Genomic DNA, 19,868 nt, shown 5'->3' with positions numbered 1-19,868 from the left:
CCATCACCAATCAACGATGCCACTAACCTTGATAAATATTGCCAATGAGTGATCACGACCCTCGGCGCGCTCCTGCCTCATGTGAGAAAAGCGGTGACGCCCTACCGCCAGTGGAGCAGCACGCTCAGCAGTATGAAACCGTGCGCAACGCTCATGAAACCGAGCTCATCGAAGATTACGTGGAGCTGATCGGTGATCTGTTGCGACACCGCGGTGAGGCTCGAGCAGCAGACATAGCCAATCGCATGGCCGTCAGCCAGGCCACCGTGTCGAAGATGATTCGGCGACTCAACGAGCTGGGACTCGTCACCAGCCAGCCTTACCGCTCGCTGTTTCTGACCGAAGAAGGCCAGAAAATGGCCGAAACCTCCCGCGCCCGGCACGACATCGTGCTGCATTTCCTGCGCGCTCTGGGCGTCGAAGACAGCACCGCGCGCATCGATGCCGAAGGCATGGAGCACCACGTGAGTGATACGACCCTGGCCATCATGAAGCGCTTCACCGAGCAGCAGTCGCAGTGATGACTGACGCGGCCGTCTTGTCCTGACGCCTGATAACCCGCATCATTCAAGAAACCGTGGTTTCAGGATACTGTCATGTCGCCCGCTTCGAAAGAACGCTCCTTTCTTGCCCGTGTTCGCCATGCACTGCCCTCCCTGCATCCGGCAGAGCGTCGGCTGGGTGAATTCGTCTGCGACTTCCCCGGCGAGTTGGCCAGCTACAATGCCCAGGAGCTGGCACGCTTTGCAAAAGTCTCCAAGGCGACGGTATCGCGTTTCGTCAGGCGTCTGGGTTACGACAATTACGAAGCCGCACGCAGGCATGCCCGCGAAGAGCAGACGACGGGGTCGCGCCTGTTTCTCCCCCCTCAGCGTCTCGGCCAATCCGAATCCTGGCTTGCCCAGGGGCTGACCTTCAGCAAGGACAACCTGGACAGAACCTTTGCCGCCATCACCCAGGCCGATATCGACGCCGTCGCCCATGCATGGCTGGCGGCACGTAAAATCTGGGTCGTTGGCTATCGCGCCAGCCGCCCGCTGGCCGACTACCTGCGCTGGCAGCTGCTGCAAGTGACCGGAGACATCGCCGCCATTCCCGGCCCTGGTGAAACCCTGGGCGAGCACCTTGCCGACATTGGCCCGGAAGACAGCGTCATCGTGCTGGGGTTGCGGCGCCGAGTTGCGACGACCGAACAGCTGCTGAGCAGCGCCAGGGAGTGCGGGGCCTCGCTGGTGTATATCACCGATGAAGGCACGGAGCCCCACCCTCAAGCTACCTGGCATTTTCGCTGCCATACGCACGCTTCCGGGCCGCTGTTCAATCACACTGCGGTCATGACCCTCTGTCATCTGCTGATCATGCGCACCATCGAGCTGGCCGGAGACGCGTCACGACAGCGTTTGAGCCGCATCGAAACCCTCAACGACCGCTTTGAAGAGCTTTAATCGAGCCATTTCGACGAGCGCCTGCTTTTACTGAAGCACTCTTCTAGTTCATCACCCCATCAGCATGCACTTTCAAGGTGCATTTTTGTCTCTCACGCCCCATGTCGTGTTACCCCATTTTTCGGGCAACGCGTGGTTTCTGCCTGTTTTATATATGAAATTTAAATTTCATAGCGCTTGTGGCATGAAATATGGATCTACTTAACAAACGCTGCGCAGGATGCGCGGTTAGCAACACGCCCAGCCTGGCGTACCACATCGCACCCACTACAGATAACAGGAAGCCTCCATGTTCAAGCGCACTCTTCTCATGACCGCCCTTTCCGCCGCTGTGATCGGCAGCGCCGCCCACGCCGATACGCTGTCTCTCAAAGTGCTCGGCCAACCTGCCGGTTCGGGGCTGATTGCCCAGAACAAGGAGCGCCCCTTCTTCGAAAATTTCGCCGAGCACAGCGGCCTGGAAGCCACGGTTCAGTACATTCCGGTAGATGTGGCAGGCATTCCCGATACGGACGGGCTACGCATCCTCAACTCCGGTCTTTTCGACATCGTCTCGCTGCGCGGCCCCCAGGTCAGCCGTGACGAGCCCTCGGTGCTCGGGATGGACCTGATCGGCCTGAACACCAGTTTCGAGACTGGCCGGGACAATGTCATGGCCTTTTATGATTATGTGGATTCACGCCTGCAGTCCCGCTTCAACGCCAAGTTATTGGGCGTATGGCCTGCCGGTCCCCAAGTCATCTTCTGCAACAAGGAGATTTCCGGCCTGGAGGACTTGAGAGGCCTGCGCGTACGGGTGGGTGACCAGAGCGCAGCCAACTTCATTGGCCAGTTGGGCGCCACCGGCATTTCGATGCCTTTCGGCGACGTGCAACAAGCGCTCTCTCGTGGCGTCGTGGATTGCGGCATCACCGGCCCTGCCTCGGCCAACTCCGGCGGCTGGCCAGAGGCAACGACCACCGTGTTGCCCATCGCTCTGCAGCTGGCCATCAATGGCTACGCCATCAACCTGGACACCTGGAACCGCCTGGATGAGACCCAGCAGTCCCAGCTGGAAACGGCCATTGCCGAGCTCAGCGACGACATCTGGAGCTACTCGGAAGCGCTTTACGAAGATGCCATGCGCTGTAACGCCGGTGAGTCGCCCTGCGAGTTCGGCAACCAGTATGCGCTGACCGAAGTCGACGTTTCCGACGCCGATCTGGCTGCCGTCACCGCCGCAGTAGAGGAAGTGTCCCTGCCACTGTGGGCCACCCAGTGCAATAACGTGGCCGCCGACTGCGAAGCCACCTGGCGCGAAACGGTAGGTGCTCAGCTTGGCCTGTAACGTTACCAGGAGACCCGTATGACTTTTTGTGCTCGCCTGATGGGGATCCTGTTCGGCACGTTCATGCTACTGCTGGCCGTGCTGATCACGATAGAGACCCTGATTCGCAAATTCTTTTCGCTGTCGTTTGGTGGCGTCGATGAGTTGGGAGGCTACGCCATTGCGGTGGCGGCGCCTCTGGCCTTCGGCGTCGCCATGATCGAGCAGTCGCATATTCGCATCAATCTGCTGCACATGCGCCTGCCCACCACCGTCAAAGCGATCCTCAATGCCCTGGCATCCCTCTCGTTGGGGCTGCTGGCGGCCTTCCTGCTGTACTTTACCGTGCAGACCGTACTCGACACGCATAACTACCGCTCCATCGCCCAGACCCCCTGGGCCACGCCGCTGATCTACCCTCAAGCGGTCTGGCTGGTGGCCATGGGCATCTTTGCGGCGAGCGCGGCCCTGCTGGCCCTGCAAGCCTTGGGCCTGCTGATACGGCGAGACTGGCCCGCACTGAACCAGCGCTTCGGCCCTGCTTCAGCCAGTGAAGAACTCGAAGCCGAACTGGCCGACCTCGAGCAGCGTGAAAAAGGAGCACAGCCATGAGTATTCCAGTCATTGCAGGGGCGTTCATGGTCATGCTGGCCCTGATGCTGCTCAGCCTGCCAGTGGCGGTGTCGATTTTGCTGGTGGGCGTGGCGGGCGGCTATCTGATGTACGGCGCCCCGCTGGTGAACATGATGGGTGGCGTCGTCTGGAGCAGCCTGAACAGCCCGTCGATGCTCGCCATTCCACTCTTCATGCTGCTGGGGGAGCTGCTGTTACGCGGCGGCATCGCGGACCGCATGTATGCCGCGCTGGCGGTGTGGTTCAATCGCCTGCCGGGTGGTTTGCTGCACACCAATATCGCCACCTGCACGCTGTTCTCCGCCACCTCCGGCTCCTCGGTGGCCACCGCGGCCACCGTAGGCACCATCGCCCTGCCGGCGCTCCAGCAGTATCGCTACCCCATTCGTCCTTCGCTGGGCTCGCTGGCAGCGGGCGGCACGCTGGGGATTCTCATTCCCCCCAGCATCAACCTGCTGGTGTATGGCCAACTGGCCAATACCTCCGTCAGCCAGCTCTTTGCTGCCGGGTTGATACCGGGCATTGCACTGGCGCTGCTGTTCTCGCTCTACCTGTGGCTCGCCCACGGCAAGGCGGGCAAGGCATCGCTGGTCGAGGTCAATGTCTCGCTTCAGGACAAGCTGTCGCTGTCGAAGCACCTGATTCCTCCCGTGGTCATCTTTGGCGTGGTCATGGGCAGCATCTACGGCGGCCTGGCCACCCCCACCGAATCCGCCGCCATTGGCGTGGTCATCGCCCTTGGCTTCATCGCCGTTGGTGGCAAGCTGACGCTGGACCTGTTGATTCACTGCTCGCTGCAGGCGGCCAAAACATCGGGCATGGTGATCATCGTCTTGATGTGCGCCCTGCTGCTCAACGTCACCATCTCGATGCTGGGAGTTACCCAAGCACTTACCCAGTGGGTCGCCTCCTTCGGCCTGACGGCAGTAACGCTGCTGCTGGTGCTATTCGTGTTTTACGTGATTCTGGGCACCTTCATGGACGCCATGTCGATGCTGGTACTGACCGTACCCATTACCGTGCCCATGGTCATGGCGGTGGGCATCGACCCCATCTGGTTCGGGATCTTCATCGTGCTGATGTGCGAGATCGCCCTCATCACACCACCGGTGGGCATGAACCTGTTCGTGGTTCAGGGCGTGCGCAAGGATGGCGGCAGCTTCAACGACGTCATCATGGGATCGCTTCCCTTCGTGGGCATCATGGTGCTGTTCACCTTTGCCATCATGATTTGGCCAGACATCGTCATGTGGCTACCTGACCTTCTGGCGGGGCGTTGAGGCAATGACGATCAAGACAGGACCCAGCCATACAGCCCCCATCGGCAGCATGTGCCAAGCGTCGCGAACCGACACATCGCGCATTCTGGTCATCAACCCCAACACCAATCCCCAGGTCACCAGGGAAATACGCCGCCTGGTACGGCAGTGCTCGCCTGAAGGGGTTCAAATGGAGGTCACCAATCCACTGGCGGGGCCTATCGCCATCGAAAATGCAGCGCACAAGGCCACCGCCACTCGGGAGGTCATGGCGCTGATCCAACAGCGCCAGTCCGCCGACGACGTTGGCTACATCATGGCCTGCTTCGATGATCTGGCGGTTCAAGAACTACGCGATGCAACACAGCGCCCAGTGGTGAGCCTGGCCGAGGCAGGCATGCGCGCCGCTGGCCAGCATGACCGCCCCTTCACCGTCATCACCACGTTCGAGGGCGCCGTGGAAACCATCCGCGCGCTGAGCCGTGGCTATGGCCTGGACGCGCGCTGTCGGATCGTGGCCACTGGCATGGGGGTATCGGAAACCGCTGCCCGCACGCCGCAGGCCGAACAGCGCTTGCATGACGCCATCGTGAGTTCGCTCGACCAGGGTGCCAATGCCATCGTGCTGGGCTCCGGCGCCTTCGTGGGTCGAGCGGCTCTGCTGAGTGAGCGGTATGGCATCAATATTACGGACGGGCTAAGCGACGCCATCCGCTACGTGCACACTCCTTTACTAACGTTGAGCTCCGAGGCTCCAGCAGGTTGATCACCCCTGCGGCTCTGCCTGCTCGGCAGCATTCCCCAGCACCCGAGCAGGCAGGCCCACCCGGCCCACGCCAGGCAGCTTCAAGGCCGGCCTGAGAATATCGACGCCCAGGCTCATGCCCAGCACGTTGAGTTCCACGCCCTCTTCCAGCGCCAGCATCAACCCCAACACCCCGCCCAGCGAAAACTGATACCCGGTGCCGCTGGGCACAGGAGCTACTACGCTATCGAACAGGAAATCCTTGCCCACGGCGGTGACCGGCAACGCCACCGCCAGGCCCTCCACTTCGCGGGTAAGCCATGCGATGAAACTGTTGCTGTTGGGGCCGGGCCACACCCGGTATAAATCGGCCTGAGGGTAACGGCCAATCGCCTCTTCTATCTGGGTAATCAACTGCCCCGCTTCATCGCCGCGATAATCGGCCAGCAGTTCGGGCGCATGGCCAAACCACGCCCGATCCGGCGTATCGGTGCTCGACACCACGGTGGGCCGACGCCAACTGAGCACCTGGTGCAGGCGGTAGTCGCTGGCATTGTCAGCTTTGGTAGCCACCCAGATATGCACCCCAAACGCGCCCCGCCAGTGATACGCCCGTGCAGCGTACACTTGCACCACCGCCTCGGGATGGGCGTCCGGGTCTGGGGCCAACCCCGCCGATGAGCGGTCCAGATTCGACCAGTGGCCATCGGTAACCACCTGGTTACTGGCCAACATCCAGGCGGGCCCGGCCAACAGCAGTGCCAACAGCACCACCACGCCCGCTATCCAACGCAGTAGAGTTTTCATGAGCTTTCCGAAGTGACAAAGAGACGTTTCTGGCACGCACGACCACTCAGAAAGCGCAAAAGGCCATCAGAGTGCCAAATGGAGCCGCGTACGGGCAACAGAATCTCGACCCACAGGGAATCAAGCGAAGCAAAACAAAGGGGGAGGATATAATGGAGGCGGCCCCAAAAGCCACATCCCGGCACACGCAGCCACCACTACCGTTGCTCCCTTCCGGGCCTGGCGGGGTTCGCAGTTTAGCGTTGCGGGAGGACCTAAGGGGCCACCATGACAGTACACAAGATAAGCGTACCTGGCTGACCGGTGGCTACGCCCTGATTTGAACAGGGGACCCCATCATTATGAGTGATGTGCTCTAACCAGCTGAGCTACGTAGCCTTTCCGACATCAGCGGGTGCAGATTATGCCAATCTCGTTGGCAAAAGGCAAGTCACTCGCCTCAGGTATTTCATTTCACGATGAACAAGACAGCACGCAAGTACCGTCAATTGCCTTTTATTAATTGAACGTTCAATAAAAAAGTGCCATGATAATTTTCATCATCCTCGAAGAGTGTTCAGGAGATCGCCGTGCCTAAGGTGGGAATGGAACCAATACGTCGTCAGCAGTTGATCAAGGCCACCATGGCCGCCATCGACGAAGTGGGTCTGGCGGAAGCGACGGTCATGCGCATTGCCCGGCATGCCGGAGTCTCGGCAGGCATCATCAGCCACTATTTCGGCGGCAAGGATGGCCTGCTCGAAGCCACCATGCGCCAGATACTGACCGACCTGACCGATGCCGTTGCGGCGCGCCGCCAGGCGCTGGACGACGACTCGGCACGCGCCCACATCGGCGCCATCATCGAAGGAAACTTCGACCGCTCCCAGGTGACCGGCCCTGCCGCCAAGACCTGGCTCGCTTTTTGGGCCAGCAGCATGCACAAGCCCGTGCTGCAACGTCTACAGCACGTCAACGACCGTCGGCTATATGCCAACCTGTGCCACCAGTTCCGGCGCGTCATGCCGCATCGCGATGCGCGCAACGCCGCGCGCGGGCTGGCTGCCATGATCGATGGTCTTTGGCTACGCGGCGCCCTGGCGCCGGAAGGGCTCGATGCGCTGGAAGCACGGCAACTGGCTCACGCCTATCTGGATCAACTGCTGGCCCACCACGGCTGCCTGAAGCACACCACCGCTGACGCATCATATTAAGGAGAACCCCATGGCCCATCAGGACGCACTTCCTCTATATATCAATGGCCGCACGGTCGCGGCGACGTCAGGTGACACCTTCACCGTCACCAACCCCTACGATGGCTCTCTGCTCGCCACCGTTGGCCAGGCAAGCCAGGGCGATCTCGACGAGGCCGTACGCACCGCGCAGCAAGGCCAGCGGGTCTGGGCAGCCATGACCGGCATGGAACGCTCACGCATTCTGCTGCGCGCGGTGGCACTGCTACGCGAACGTAACGATGAGCTCGCCGAGCTGGAAACCCGCAACACCGGCAAGCCCATCAGCGAAACCGCCAACGTCGATATCGTCACCGGCGCCGATGCGCTGGAGTATTACGCAGGCCTGGCCCCCGCCATCGAGGGCAGCCAGATACCGCTGCGCGAAAGCTCGTTCGTTTATACCCGCCGGGAACCGCTGGGTGTGATCGGTGCCATCGGCGCCTGGAACTACCCCATTCAGATTGCCTGCTGGAAAGCCGCGCCTGCGCTGGCGGCGGGTAACGCCGTGGTCTTCAAGCCCAGCGAGGTCACGCCGTTGACGGTGATGAAACTCGCCGAAATCTTCACCGAGGCAGGCCTGCCAGACGGCGTTTTCAACGTCGTTCAAGGTGACGGAAAAGTCGGTGCCATGCTTACCGAGCACCCCGGCATTGCCAAGGTGTCCTTCACTGGCGAAGTGGGCACCGGCAAGAAAGTCATGGCCGCTGCCGGTGGCTCCACGCTCAAGGACGTGACCATGGAGCTGGGTGGCAAATCGCCGCTGATCGTGTTTGCCGATGCCGACCTGGACCGCGCCGCCGATGCCGCCATGATGGCCAACTTCTATTCGAGTGGCCAAATCTGCACCAACGGTACCCGTGTCTTCGTCGAGCGCAGCGTCAAGGAAGCCTTCGAAGCCAAGCTGGTCGAGCGCGTGGCGCGCATCAAGGCCGGTGACCCCATGGACCCCAGCATCAATTTTGGCCCGCTGGTCAGCTTCGAGCATCAGGAGAAAGTGCTCTCCTACATCGCCCTGGGCAAAGAGCAAGGAGCCCGCGTATTGGCCGGTGGCGAACAGTGGAATAGCGGTCCATGGGCCAACGGCGCATGGGCGGCCCCCACGGTGTTCACCGACTGCACCGACGACATGCGGATCGTGAAAGAGGAGATTTTCGGCCCGGTCATGTCGGTGCTTGCCTTCGATGATGAAGACGAGGTGGTTCGCCGCGCCAACGACACCCTGTACGGGCTGGCCGCCGGGGTGTTCACCGAGAGCCTCAACCGCGCCCACCGAGTGATTCACCAGCTGGAAGCCGGCATCTGCTGGATCAACACCTGGGGAGAGTCGCCGTCCGAGATGCCGGTAGGCGGTTACAAGGAGTCGGGCATTGGTCGCGAGAACGGCGTCGAGACGCTCAATCACTACACCCAGACCAAGTCCGTACAGATCGAGATGGGCCCGTTTGAATCGGTGTTTTAAGGCGCCCACCGCCACCGTTTGATGCTCTTCATGTCGTCTTTGCCAAGGTAAACGAATGTCGCAAGTACGTGAATTTGATTATATCGTCATTGGCGCTGGTTCAGCAGGCAACGTGCTGGCCACGCGCCTGACCGAAGACAGCGATGTCAGCGTGCTGCTGCTGGAAGCAGGTGGCCCGGACTACCGCTTCGATTTTCGCACCCAGATGCCCGCCGCGCTGGCGTTTCCACTACAGGGTAAACGCTATAACTGGGCGTTCGAAACCGACCCAGAACCGCATATGGACAACCGCCGCATGGAGTGCGGACGAGGCAAGGGGCTGGGCGGGTCTTCCTTGATCAACGGCATGTGCTACATTCGCGGCAATGCCCTCGATTACGACCACTGGGCCAAGCAGCCCGGGCTCGAAGAGTGGGATTACCTGAGCTGCCTGCCCTACTTCAAGAAGTGCGAAAACCGTGACATCGGTGCCAATGAGTATCATGGCAGCGGTGGCCCGGTGAGCATCACCACGCCCAAGGCGGATAACAACCCGCTTTACCGGACCTTCATCGAAGCGGCCAAGCAGGCGGGCTACCCGGAAACCGAAGACGTCAACGGCTATCAGCAGGAAGGGTTTGGCCCCATGGACCGCTTCGTCACGCCCAAGGGGCGGCGCGCGTCCACGGCCCGTGGCTACCTGGATACCGCCAAACAGCGCAGCAACCTGACCATCGAAACCCATGCCGTCACGGACGTGATCGAGTTCGAGGGCAAGCGTGCCGTGGGCGTCCGCTACGAACGGAAGGGCCAACCAACGCAGGCCCGGGCACGTCGTGAAGTACTGCTGTGTGGCGGCGCCATTGCTTCGCCGCAGATTCTGCAGCGTTCAGGGGTGGGCAACCCGGAGTGGCTGAAAGAGCTGGGCATCCCCGTGGTGCATGAACTGCCCGGCGTCGGCGAAAACCTCCAGGACCATCTGGAGATGTACATTCAGTACGAGTGCAAGGAGCCCATCTCCCTCTACCCGGCGCTGAAATGGTACAACCAGCCGAAGATTGGTGCCGAGTGGCTGTTCAAGGGAACCGGCATTGGGGCCAGCAACCAGTTCGAATCCTGCGGGTTCATCCGCTCCAACGACGAGGAGGAGTGGCCCAACCTGCAATACCATTTCCTGCCCATCGCCATCAGCTACAACGGCAAAAGCGCGGTAGAGGCCCACGGCTTCCAGGCCCACGTCGGTTCCATGCGCTCCGAGAGCCGTGGCCGCATCCGGCTGACTTCCAAAGACCCCCACGCCGCGCCCAGCATCCTGTTCAACTACATGGCCAAGGAGAAGGACTGGCAGGAGTTCCGCGATGCCATACGCCTGACCCGCGAGATCATCGCCCAGCCCGCCTTCGACGCCTACCGTGGGCGTGAAATTGCCCCCGGCCCCGAGGTACAAAGCGATGCCGAGCTGGACAGCTTCGTCAAGCAGCACGCCGAAACCGCCTACCATCCCTGCGGTAGCTGCCGGATGGGCGAAGACGCCATGGCCGTCACCGATGCCCAGGGCCGTGTGCACGGCCTGGAAGGGCTGCGAGTAGTGGATGCTTCGCTGTTCCCGGTGATTCCTACCGGCAACCTGAATGCGCCCACCCTCATGCTGGCCGAAAAGATCGCCGATCGCATTCGCGGTCGCGAGCCCCTGCCCCGCGCCCAGGTCGATTACTACATTGCCAATGGGGCACCTGCCAAAGGAGCGGTCAACAAAGGAACGCCCGCCACACAGGCCTGACCCGACCTGCACACGCTGATCCAGCAACCCGCGCCATGGCATTCGCCATGGCGTTTTTTTATGCCGCAACTGAGCTACAGTGAAGGGTATAGAGCGAACGTATAAGGCCGAAACGCTTGCACACTGCCAAGCGATTCTGCGAATATTCAAACATGCGTTTAAATACCTTCAAGACCATCCACCTATGGAGAACCCCATGCTCACCCTACTACTCATCGTGCTGGCCGTGGCTGGCCTGCTGGTGGTGATGCGCCGCGAGGCAGGCGCACCTCCTGCCCTGGCCCTGCTGGGCGTACTGGGCCTGGTCGGCATCGTGCTGGGCGCCCCCGTAACGGGCACCCTGCTGCTGATCGGCGCATTGGCCGTGGCCGTGGCCGGTTTGCCCGCCCTGCGTCGCCTCTGGTTGACCCCACGCATCTTTGCCACCTTCAAGAAAGTGGCCCCCAAGGTGTCTGCCACCGAGCGCACCGCGCTGGAAGCGGGCAGCGTCTCCTGGGATGGAGAGCTGTTTTCCGGCAAGCCCCAGTGGCAGTCGCTGCTGGATTTCAAGGATGACGGGCTGAGCGAAGAAGAGCAGGCCTTTCTGGATGTGCAGTGCGCCAAGGCGGCAGGCATGTGCAACGCCTGGGACATCGCCAAGGAGCGTGCCGACCTGCCCCAGCAACTGTGGGATTACCTGAAGAAGGAAGGCTTCTTCGGCATGATCATCCCGAAGGAGTACGGTGGTCTGGGCTTCTCTGCCAAGGCGCAATCCATGGTACTGCAGAAGCTTTCCGCCAACGAAACGCTGATGGTGACCGTCGGTGTCCCCAACTCCCTGGGCCCCGGTGAGCTGCTGCTCAAGTACGGCACCCAGGCACAGAAGGATCACTACCTGCCGCGCCTGGCCGATGGCCGTGAAATCCCCTGCTTTGGCCTGACCGGCCCCCGCGCAGGCTCCGACGCCACCTCGCTGCCGGATACCGGCGTGGTCTGCAAGCAGGTCATCGATGGCCAGGAAGTGGTCGGGGTGCGCCTAAATTTCGAGAAACGCTGGATCACCCTGGCGCCGATTGCCACTGTGGTGGGCCTGGCATTCCGCCTGTTCGACCCGGAAAAGCTGCTGGGCGACGAAGAAGACCGTGGCATTACGCTGGCCTTGATCCCGCGTGACACGCAGGGCATGGAGATTGGCCGCCGCCACCACCCCATCGGCAGCCCCTTCATGAATGGCCCGATCAAGGGCAAGGACGTGTTCGTACCGCTGGACACCATCATCGGCGGCCCGGACATGATTGGTCAGGGCTGGCGGATGCTGGTGGAATGCCTGTCGATTGGCCGTTGCATCACGCTGCCTTCGGGCGCCACCGGTACCGCCCGCTATGCGCTGGGCTGGAGCGGCGGCTTTACACGGGTACGTCGTCAGTTCAACGTGCCGGTTGCCGAAATGGAAGGCGTACAGGAGCCGCTGGCTCGCATGGCCTCGCTGGCCTACATCTCTGCCGCCACGGTATACCAGACCGCCAACCTGATCGACCACGGCGAGAAGCCCGCCGTCCCCTCGGCCATTCTGAAAAGCCAGCTGACCGAGTTCCAGCGCGTGCTGCTCAGCGATGCCATGGACGTTCACGGCGGCAAGGCCGTGACCCTCGGCCCACGCAACTACCTGGGCATCGGCTATAGCGCCAACCCCGTCGCGATCACCGTGGAAGGGGCCAACATCATGACCCGCAACCTGATGATCTTTGGTCAGGGCGCCATCCGCTGCCACCCCTACGTGCTGGAGGAGCTGGCCGCCAAGGATGCCAACGACGCGAAAGCATTCGACAAGGCGTTCTTTGGTCATGCGGGCCTGATTTTCGGCAACGCGGCCCGCGCCTTCACGCTGGGCTTCGGCCTCGGCAAGCCCAGCGTGCCGTTCAGCGGTCCGGCCGTTGGCTATGCGCAGGACATCGCGCGCCTGTCGGCCGGTTTTGGCCTCTGCGCCGACGCCGCCATGGCCAGCCTGGGCTCCACGCTGAAGAAGCGCGAAATGCTCTCGGCACGACTGGGCGACATTCTCTCCAACCTCTATCTGGCGTCCATGGTGCTCAAGCAGTGGCACACCGGCAACAAGGTAGAAGGTGAAGAAGCGCTGCTGCACTACAGCCTGCAGTTCCTGCTCAACCGCGCTGAACAGGCGTTTGTCGAGATCTTCGACAACCTGCCCAACCGCGCCCTGGGCAAGGTGCTTAAAGTGGTCGTCATGCCGACGGGCCGCCGCTGGAACAAGCCCCATGACGACCTGGCCCGCGACATCGCTCATCGCGTCTCCACCCAGAGTGCCCTGCGCAGCAAGCTGCTGAGCAACACCTGGGACAAGGATGACGGCGCCGAGCGCAATCCGCTGGCCCGCTACAATGCCCTGCTGCAAGAGTACGAGCGCGCCGAGGCCATCTACCGCACGGTGAACAAGGCCTATGCCAAGGGCGAGCTGCCGCAAACGGCGCTACACCCGGAAGCACGCGTGGAAGCCGCGCTGGAGAAAGGGTTGATCAACGAGGACGACGCCACGTTCATGCGCACGTTCGAGGCCGAAGTGCTCGAAATGCTCACCGTGGATGACTTCGCCTACGATGCCTTTGCCAACGACAAGGCGACGCTGATCGACCACAACGCGGCGCCTGCCAAGGCCACGCCGCAAGCAGAAACCAGCGTCAAGTAAACGACGCTTGAGCGTGAATGAAACCGGCCTGACACAGGCCGGTTTTTTCGTTTATTGCCTTCCAGAGTTCAAAAACGAAACGTACAGCGCCATTTTGCTTTCCTTCGGCACCGCCCCGCCTTCTGTTACCCCTCCTATCCCTACCCAAAGCGCATGTATTGTGATGGGCTCTCTACGCCTAAAAGCGAATATATGAGCACCCAAAAAAGCGTTGCACGTTCGAAAATGATCAACTAGCCTTTCGTTAATGAAAATATCGCCTTGGTCGGTGGCCTAGAACAGTAGAAAAACAGAGAACAAGCTGCTCGACCGATCTACCCGCGCGATAGACACACTCGTTTTCGCACTACCTGTTCATGACAACACCTATAACAACACGCATAGCAATATCCATAGCAATATTCATAACAACGACGCTAACGAGATCGGCATGTCCTTACATCTGCAAAACATCGACCACGTCGTCGGCGGTGACCCTCATATCACGGGGGTCGATCTGGCGCTGGAACCGGGCTCTTTCAACGTGCTGCTGGGCAGGACCCTGGCAGGCAAGACCACGCTGATGCGCTTGATGGCCGGCCTGGAACAACCCACCCGCGGGCGCATTTACATGGATGGCAAGGATGTCACCGGCGTTTCGGTACGCAAGCGCAACGTTTCCATGGTGTACCAACAGTTCATCAACTACCCCAGCCTGACGGTGCGCGACAACATCGCCTCACCGCTGAAGCTGGCCAAGACGCCCTCCCAGGAGATCAAACGGCGGGTCGAAAGCATTGCGGAAATGTTACATATCGAGCATTTGCTGGAGCGCTACCCCCAAGAGCTTTCCGGGGGTCAGCAGCAGCGCACCGCCATGGGCCGTGCGCTGGTCAAGGATGCCGACCTGATCCTGTTCGACGAGCCACTCGTCAACCTCGACTACAAGCTGCGTGAAGAGCTGCGCGACGAACTGCGCGAGCTGTTCAAGGCGCGCAACTGCATTGCCGTGTACGCCACCACCGAGCCCAACGAAGCGCTGGCCCTGGGCGGCAACACCGCCGTGATGCATGAAGGGCGCCTGTTGCAGTATGGCCCCACCGAACGGGTCTATCGCCAGCCCAATGGCCGTCACACTGCCGAGATGTTCTCGGAGCCACCCATCAACATCGTGCCCGGGAAGCTGACCAGCGCCGATATCACCTTCGATCAATCCCTGCACTTTCCCTGCGACCCAGACCTGCAACGGCTGCCCGCCGGCGACTACGACTTCGGCGTGCGCGCGTCGCACATTACCCTGGAGCGGCACTCGGCCAACGATCTGGCGCTGGACGTTCGTGTGGACGTGGCCGAAATCAGCGGTTCGGAAACCTTCCTGCACGTTCACCACGAGCGCTTCCCTCTGGTGCTGCACCTGGCGGGCATTCACGAGTTCAATGTCAACGACGCCATCCAGGTCTTTTTCCCGACCCACCAGCTGTATGCCTTCGACAAGCAAGGCAATACGGTGCACGTTCCCGCATCGGCCCAGGGAGGTGTGACCCATGGCTGAAATCACGCTACAGGGGCTCGCCCATAGCTATACGAAACAACCTTCCGGCCCCGAGGATTACGCTATACGCCAGATGGATCACGTGTGGCACCAGGGGGGCGCCTACGCCCTGCTTGGCCCTTCCGGCTGCGGCAAGTCCACCCTGCTGAACATCATTTCCGGGCTGCTGGAACCTTCCGAAGGTGCCGTGCTGTTCGATGGTCAACGGGTCAATGAGCTGCCTCCTGAAGAGCGCAACATTGCCCAAGTGTTTCAGTTCCCGGTGATCTACGACACCATGACGGTGTACGACAACCTGGCCTTTCCGCTACGCAACATGAACACCCCCGAATATCGGGTAGACCCCAAAGTGCGAGAAGTCGCCGATATTCTCGATCTGACGCCGCTGCTGTCCCGCAAGGCCAAAAACCTCACTGCTGACGAAAAGCAGAAAGTTTCCATGGGCCGCGGGCTGGTACGCGATGACGTCTCTGCGATTCTGTTCGATGAACCGCTCACGGTCATCGACCCGCAGCTGAAGTGGAAACTGCGCCGCAAGCTCAAGGAAATCCACGAGCGCTTCAACATCACCATGATCTACGTCACCCACGATCAGTTGGAGGCGTCCACCTTCGCCGACAAAATCGCCGTGATGTACGACGGCCAGGTGGTTCAATTCGGTACGCCCCGGGAGCTGTTCGAAACGCCCGCCCATACGTTCGTGGGCTACTTCATCGGCAGCCCCGGCATGAACTTCATGTCGGTGACTCACCACAACGATCAGGTGCTGTTTGGCGAGCAGGTCATGCCGGTGAGCCCCGCGCTTCGCGCGCAGATTGCAGCCGCCCCTTCCAGCAACGTCAAACTGGGCATTCGGCCGGAGTTCATCAGTGTCAGCAATACTCCGGTCGCGAACTCGCTGCCCATCGACGTGCTGAACATTCAGGACCTGGGCACCTACTCCCTGCTGAGTTTTGCCCTCAACGGCGAGCACTTCAAGGCGCGGCTGCCCGAAGGTCATGCCGTGACAGGTGACAAGGCGCACGCGCTATTACCTCAAGCGCATATGGGCCTGTACGTAGACGAATACCGGGTGGAGATCGGCCATGAACAATAAAGTCTATAACAACCGTGCCTGGCTGCTGGTGTTGCCGATGCTGGTGCTGGTGGCGTTTTCCGCCATCATCCCGTTGATGACCGTGGTCAACTATTCTGTGCAGGACGTGCTGGGCCCCAATGCGCGCTTCTTCACCGGCACCGAATGGTTTGAAAGCATCCTCAACGACTCGGCGCTGCGGGCAGCTTTCGTGCGCCAGATTCTGTTTTCTCTGACCATCCTGGCCATTCAGGTGCCCTTGGGCATCGGGATTGCGCTGATCATGCCCAAGCGCGGCTGGCAGGCGTCGGCGGTACTGATACTGATCACGCTACCGCTGCTGATCCCATGGAACGTGGTAGGCAGCATCTGGCAGATCTTCACCCGGGGCGACATCGGCCTGATGGGCTGGGGCCTGCGTGAGCTGGGCTTGAACTACAACATTACCCGCAACGCCAGTGATGCCTGGGCCACCATCATTCTGATGGATGTGTGGCACTGGACACCGCTGGTGGCCATGCTCTGCTACAGCGGCCTGCGCTCGATCCCGGAAGCCTACTATCAGGCGGCCCGTATCGACCGCGCTTCCAAATGGGCCATCTTCCGCTATATCCAGCTGCCCAAATTGACCAACGTGCTGGTGATCGCGGTGCTGCTGCGCTTCATGCATTCGTTCATGATCTATGCCGAACCCTTCGTGCTGACCGGCGGTGGCCCAGGCAGCTCGACCACCTTCCTGAGCCAGTCGCTGGCCACCATGGCCATTGGCCAGCAGGACCTTGGACCATCGGCGGCCTTTTCGATCATCTACTTCCTGGTGATCCTGCTGGTGAGCTGGGTGTTCTACACCACCATCATGCACATGCAAAAAGACAAGAACACCCAAGGGGGGGCATGACATGTACCGTCTGGACAATGCCCAGCAGGGCGAGAAATTCAATACCATCTTCAGCCGCACCACCCCGGCACAGCGCCGTCGTCGCAACGCTCGCAGCCGCTGGCGCTCGCGCCTGCTGCTGGGCCTGTATCTGTTCCTGATGATCCTGCCCATCTACTGGCTGATCAACATGTCGCTGCAGACCAACAGCGAAATCCTCGGCTCGATGACCCTGTGGCCACAGAATCTGACGTTCGATAACTACCTGCGGATTTTCAACAATCCCAGCTGGTACATGGGCTACGTCAATTCGATGGCCTATGTGTCGCTGAACATGCTGATCACCATCTGCGTGGCACTACCGGCCGCCTACGCGTTCAGCCGCTATCGTTTCATCGGCGACAAGCACCTGTTCTTCTGGCTGCTCACCAACCTGATGGCACCACCCGCGGTGTTTTTGCTGCCCTACTTTCAGCTCTACTACTCGGTAGGCCTGTTCGACACCCACATTGCCGTCGCGCTGGCCCACTGTCTGTTCAACATCCCGCTGGCCATCTGGATTCTGGAAGGCTTCATGAGCAGCGTCCCCAAGGAGATCGACGAAACGGCCTACATCGATGGCTACAGTTTTCCGCGCTTCTTCGTGACCATTTTCCTGCCGATGATTCGTTCGGGCATCGGCGTGACGCTGTTTTTCCTGTTCATGTTCTCCTGGGTAGAGCTGCTGCTGGCCCGCACCTTGACCGCCACGGATGCTCAGCCAATCGGCATGATCATGACTCGTACGTCCACCGCATCGGGCATCGATTGGGGCACCCTGGCCGCGGCCGGCGTGCTGACCATCGTGCCGGGCATTCTGGTGGTCTATTTCGTCCGTAAACATATCGCCAAGGGCTTTGCCCTGGGTCGCACCTGAAGGAGCAACGGCCATGTCCTGGATGGTATGGACCACCCCTACTGCCATTTTCTTTTCATCGATCGCTGCCATGCTGGCGGGGATGACCCTGTGGGAGATTCTCTCGCCCACCATCGAACGCAAGGGCTTTCTCCCCATCAGCACCACGCGGGGCGACCGGCTGTTCATCGGCCTGCTGTCGGCAGCGTTCATTCACCTGGGCGTGATTGGCTTCACCACGCTCTCGATCTGGATTGCACTGGCACTATCAGCGGTTTGGCTGCTGGTGTTGATGCGCTGGGGCTGAGCGCCTACTGGGCGGTCTCGGCGTACTACCGCGGTACCAAGGATGCTCACGTTATCAGGGAAGAGCACAACAAAACGAGGTCAACATGCGTAATAACAACTTCAAACTCACTACCCTCGCTGCCAGCCTGCTGCTGGCCTCGGGGGCCCTCATGGCCGACGACCAGGAAGCACGCGCCATCGCCGAACGGCTGGTCGATGAGCACTTCCAGAACTCTACCCTGAGCCGCGAGGAGCAGATAGAGGAGCTGCTGTGGTTCGCCAAGGCTGCCGAGCCGTTCCGAGGCATGAATATTCAGACCGTCGCCGAGGGTCTGACGACCCACGTCTACGAAAGCGAAGTGCTGGCCCCGGCGTTCAGCGAGCTGACCGGTATCAACATCACCCACAACATCATCGGCGAAGGCGATGTGGTGGACACCATGCAGAACCAGATGCAGTCCGGCAACAGCATCTATGACGGTTTCGTCAACGATACCGATTCCATCGGCACGCATATCCGTTACGGCACCACCATCAACCTGACCGAGGCCATGGCCAACGAATGGGCAGACTACACCCTGCCTACGCTGGACCTGGACGACTTCATCGGCCTGCAGTACGGCACCGGGCCTGATGGCAGCGTCTACCAACTGCCAACCCAACAGTTCGCCAACCTATACTGGTTCCGCTATGACTGGTTCCAGCGTGAAGACCTGCAGGAACAGTTCCGTGAAATCTACGGTTACGACCTGGGCGTTCCCACCAACTGGACGGCCTACGAGGATATCGCCGAGTTCTTTACCGTCCACGTGGGCGAGATCGATGGCACCAAAGTGTATGGCCACATGGATTATGGTCGCCGTGACCCCTCGTTGGGCTGGCGCTTCCACGACTCCTGGCTGTCGATGGCCGGCATGGGCAGCCCAGGGGTGCCGTTTGGCAATCCCGTCGACGACTGGGGCATCCGCGTGAACGAGGAGAGCCAGCCGGTGGGCGCCAGCGTCAGCCGCGGTGGTGCCACCAACTCACCGGCGTCGGTATTTGCCATGCAGAAAGCCGTGGATTGGCTGCGTGACTTTGCGCCTGCCGAAGCCCAGGGCATGACGTTCGGTGAAGCCGGGCCGGTGCCTGCGCAGGGTCACATTGCCCAGCAAATCTTCTGGTATACCGCCTTCACTGCCGACATGACCGACCCCTCCGTGGCCGTGACCGATGACGAAGGCAACCCGCTGTGGCGCATGGCGCCCTCGCCCACGGGCCCGTATTGGGAAGAAGGCATGAAAGTGGGTTATCAGGACGTAGGTGCCTGGACCTTCTTCGACTCCACGCCCGAAGACCGTCGTACGGCGGCCTGGCTGTTCGCCCAGTTCACCGTGGCCAAGACCACCTCGCTGGAAAAACTGATGCACGGCCTCACGCCCATTCGTGAATCCGACATCTTCTCGGACCAGATGACCGAAATGGCCCCCAAACTCGGCGGCCTGGTGGAATTCTACCGCAGCCCCAACGAGTCCAACTGGACGCCGACCGGCACCAACGTGCCTGACTATCCGCGCATGGCACCGCTGTGGTGGCAAAACCTGGCACCGGTCATGAGCGGCGAAGTCACGCCCCAGGAAGGTCTGGACAAGCTGGCGGCCGACATGGACAACACCATGAATCGCCTGGCTCGGGCCAATGTGTTCGACAGCTATGCCCCGGTACTCAACGAAGAGCGTGACCCCCAGTACTGGCTGGATCAGGACGGCGCGCCCAAACCAAAACTCGACGATGAAATGCCGCAGGGTACCACCGTACCCTACGACGAAATGATGGAAGCCTGGATGGCCGCAGGCACTCGCTGAGCCCTTGGGCGGGCGCAAGCCCGCCCATCGTTTCGGAGTCAATGACGA

17 protein-coding genes, 1 tRNA gene and 1 other RNA gene are annotated in these 19,868 nt (G+C 60.8%); 16 read left to right on the top strand and 3 right to left on the bottom strand.

Going from position 1 to position 19,868, the window contains the following annotated elements:
• Positions 1-44 precede the first annotated feature (44 nt).
• The 6 genes from mntR to FEU76_RS09905 all read left to right on the top strand — a co-directional run bounded on the left by mntR (position 45) and on the right by FEU76_RS09905 (position 5,409).
• Complete coding sequence (gene mntR, locus FEU76_RS09930; RefSeq protein ID WP_039178251.1) at positions 45-521, top strand: manganese-binding transcriptional regulator MntR; 477 nt, start codon at positions 45-47, stop codon at positions 519-521.
• 75 nt (positions 522-596) lie between these two features.
• Entirely contained in the window at positions 597-1,445 is an 849-nt protein-coding gene (locus tag FEU76_RS09925; protein ID WP_144982611.1) for a MurR/RpiR family transcriptional regulator, read from the top strand.
• Between the two features lie 289 nt (positions 1,446-1,734).
• A complete protein-coding gene (locus tag FEU76_RS09920; RefSeq protein ID WP_039178258.1) occupies positions 1,735-2,772 on the top strand; it encodes a TRAP transporter substrate-binding protein in 1,038 nt (345 codons plus the stop codon).
• A gap of 18 nt (positions 2,773-2,790) precedes the next feature.
• Positions 2,791-3,363 (top strand): TRAP transporter small permease subunit, encoded by a 573-nt coding sequence (locus FEU76_RS09915; protein ID WP_144982608.1) that lies wholly within the window; start codon positions 2,791-2,793, stop codon positions 3,361-3,363.
• Entirely contained in the window at positions 3,360-4,664 is a 1,305-nt protein-coding gene (locus tag FEU76_RS09910) for a TRAP transporter large permease (RefSeq protein ID WP_144982605.1), read from the top strand. Before FEU76_RS09915 ends, FEU76_RS09910 begins: the two co-directional genes overlap by 4 nt.
• Before the next feature lie 4 nt (positions 4,665-4,668).
• A complete protein-coding gene (locus FEU76_RS09905) occupies positions 4,669-5,409 on the top strand; it encodes an aspartate/glutamate racemase family protein (RefSeq protein WP_260851394.1) in 741 nt (246 codons plus the stop codon).
• Here FEU76_RS09905 and FEU76_RS09900 read toward each other — a convergent pair whose 3' ends face one another.
• The 3 genes from FEU76_RS09900 to FEU76_RS09890 all read right to left on the bottom strand — a co-directional run bounded on the left by FEU76_RS09900 (position 5,410) and on the right by FEU76_RS09890 (position 6,573).
• A complete protein-coding gene (locus tag FEU76_RS09900; RefSeq protein ID WP_039178272.1) occupies positions 5,410-6,195 on the bottom strand; it encodes a DUF3750 domain-containing protein in 786 nt (261 codons plus the stop codon). It abuts the gene before it with no gap.
• Positions 6,196-6,357: 162 nt separating this feature from the next.
• Positions 6,358-6,454: signal recognition particle sRNA small type (ffs, locus tag FEU76_RS09895), an RNA gene on the bottom strand.
• 45 nt (positions 6,455-6,499) lie between these two features.
• Positions 6,500-6,573: transfer RNA gene (locus FEU76_RS09890), tRNA-Met, on the bottom strand.
• Positions 6,574-6,779: 206 nt separating this feature from the next.
• On the opposite strand from FEU76_RS09890, the gene betI reads away from it, so the two are divergent.
• From betI to FEU76_RS09840, 10 genes are all read left to right on the top strand, one after another.
• Positions 6,780-7,388 carry a transcriptional regulator BetI gene (gene betI, locus FEU76_RS09885; RefSeq protein ID WP_039178275.1) on the top strand — a complete coding sequence of 203 codons (609 nt, stop codon included), beginning with the start codon at positions 6,780-6,782 and terminating at the stop codon, positions 7,386-7,388.
• A gap of 10 nt (positions 7,389-7,398) precedes the next feature.
• On the top strand, positions 7,399-8,868 hold the full coding sequence (gene betB, locus FEU76_RS09880; protein ID WP_144982602.1) for a betaine-aldehyde dehydrogenase: 1,470 nt from the start codon (positions 7,399-7,401) through the stop codon (positions 8,866-8,868).
• A 55-nt stretch (positions 8,869-8,923) separates the two neighbouring features.
• Entirely contained in the window at positions 8,924-10,627 is a 1,704-nt protein-coding gene (gene betA / locus FEU76_RS09875) for a choline dehydrogenase (protein ID WP_144982599.1), read from the top strand.
• Positions 10,628-10,823: 196 nt separating this feature from the next.
• A complete protein-coding gene (locus FEU76_RS09870) occupies positions 10,824-13,310 on the top strand; it encodes an acyl-CoA dehydrogenase (RefSeq protein ID WP_096923087.1) in 2,487 nt (828 codons plus the stop codon).
• A 430-nt stretch (positions 13,311-13,740) separates the two neighbouring features.
• Positions 13,741-14,841, top strand: coding sequence for an ABC transporter ATP-binding protein (locus FEU76_RS09865; RefSeq protein ID WP_144982596.1), 1,101 nt, complete (start codon positions 13,741-13,743; stop codon positions 14,839-14,841).
• Complete coding sequence (locus tag FEU76_RS09860) at positions 14,834-15,937, top strand: ABC transporter ATP-binding protein (RefSeq protein ID WP_039178289.1); 1,104 nt, start codon at positions 14,834-14,836, stop codon at positions 15,935-15,937. The genes FEU76_RS09865 and FEU76_RS09860 overlap by 8 nt, the downstream gene beginning before the upstream one ends.
• Positions 15,927-16,814 (top strand): carbohydrate ABC transporter permease, encoded by an 888-nt coding sequence (locus FEU76_RS09855; RefSeq protein ID WP_039178292.1) that lies wholly within the window; start codon positions 15,927-15,929, stop codon positions 16,812-16,814. The genes FEU76_RS09860 and FEU76_RS09855 overlap by 11 nt, the downstream gene beginning before the upstream one ends.
• 1 nt (position 16,815) lies before the next feature.
• Positions 16,816-17,709: a carbohydrate ABC transporter permease gene (locus FEU76_RS09850; RefSeq protein WP_039178294.1), complete on the top strand. Its 894-nt coding sequence runs from the start codon at positions 16,816-16,818 to the stop codon at positions 17,707-17,709.
• Between the two features lie 13 nt (positions 17,710-17,722).
• Positions 17,723-17,995, top strand: a complete 273-nt coding sequence (locus FEU76_RS09845; RefSeq protein ID WP_039178296.1) for a DUF2160 domain-containing protein — start codon at positions 17,723-17,725, stop codon at positions 17,993-17,995.
• A gap of 85 nt (positions 17,996-18,080) precedes the next feature.
• Positions 18,081-19,820 carry an ABC transporter substrate-binding protein gene (locus tag FEU76_RS09840; RefSeq protein ID WP_096923089.1) on the top strand — a complete coding sequence of 580 codons (1,740 nt, stop codon included), beginning with the start codon at positions 18,081-18,083 and terminating at the stop codon, positions 19,818-19,820.
• The last annotated feature ends 48 nt before the right edge of the window (positions 19,821-19,868 follow it).

The organism is Halomonas sp. C22 (assembly GCF_007655045.1).
GTDB classification, from domain to species: domain Bacteria; phylum Pseudomonadota; class Gammaproteobacteria; order Pseudomonadales; family Halomonadaceae; genus Vreelandella; species Vreelandella hamiltonii.
Note: the sequence above shows the minus strand (reverse complement) of the source record. Positions and strands in the feature narration are given on the sequence as shown.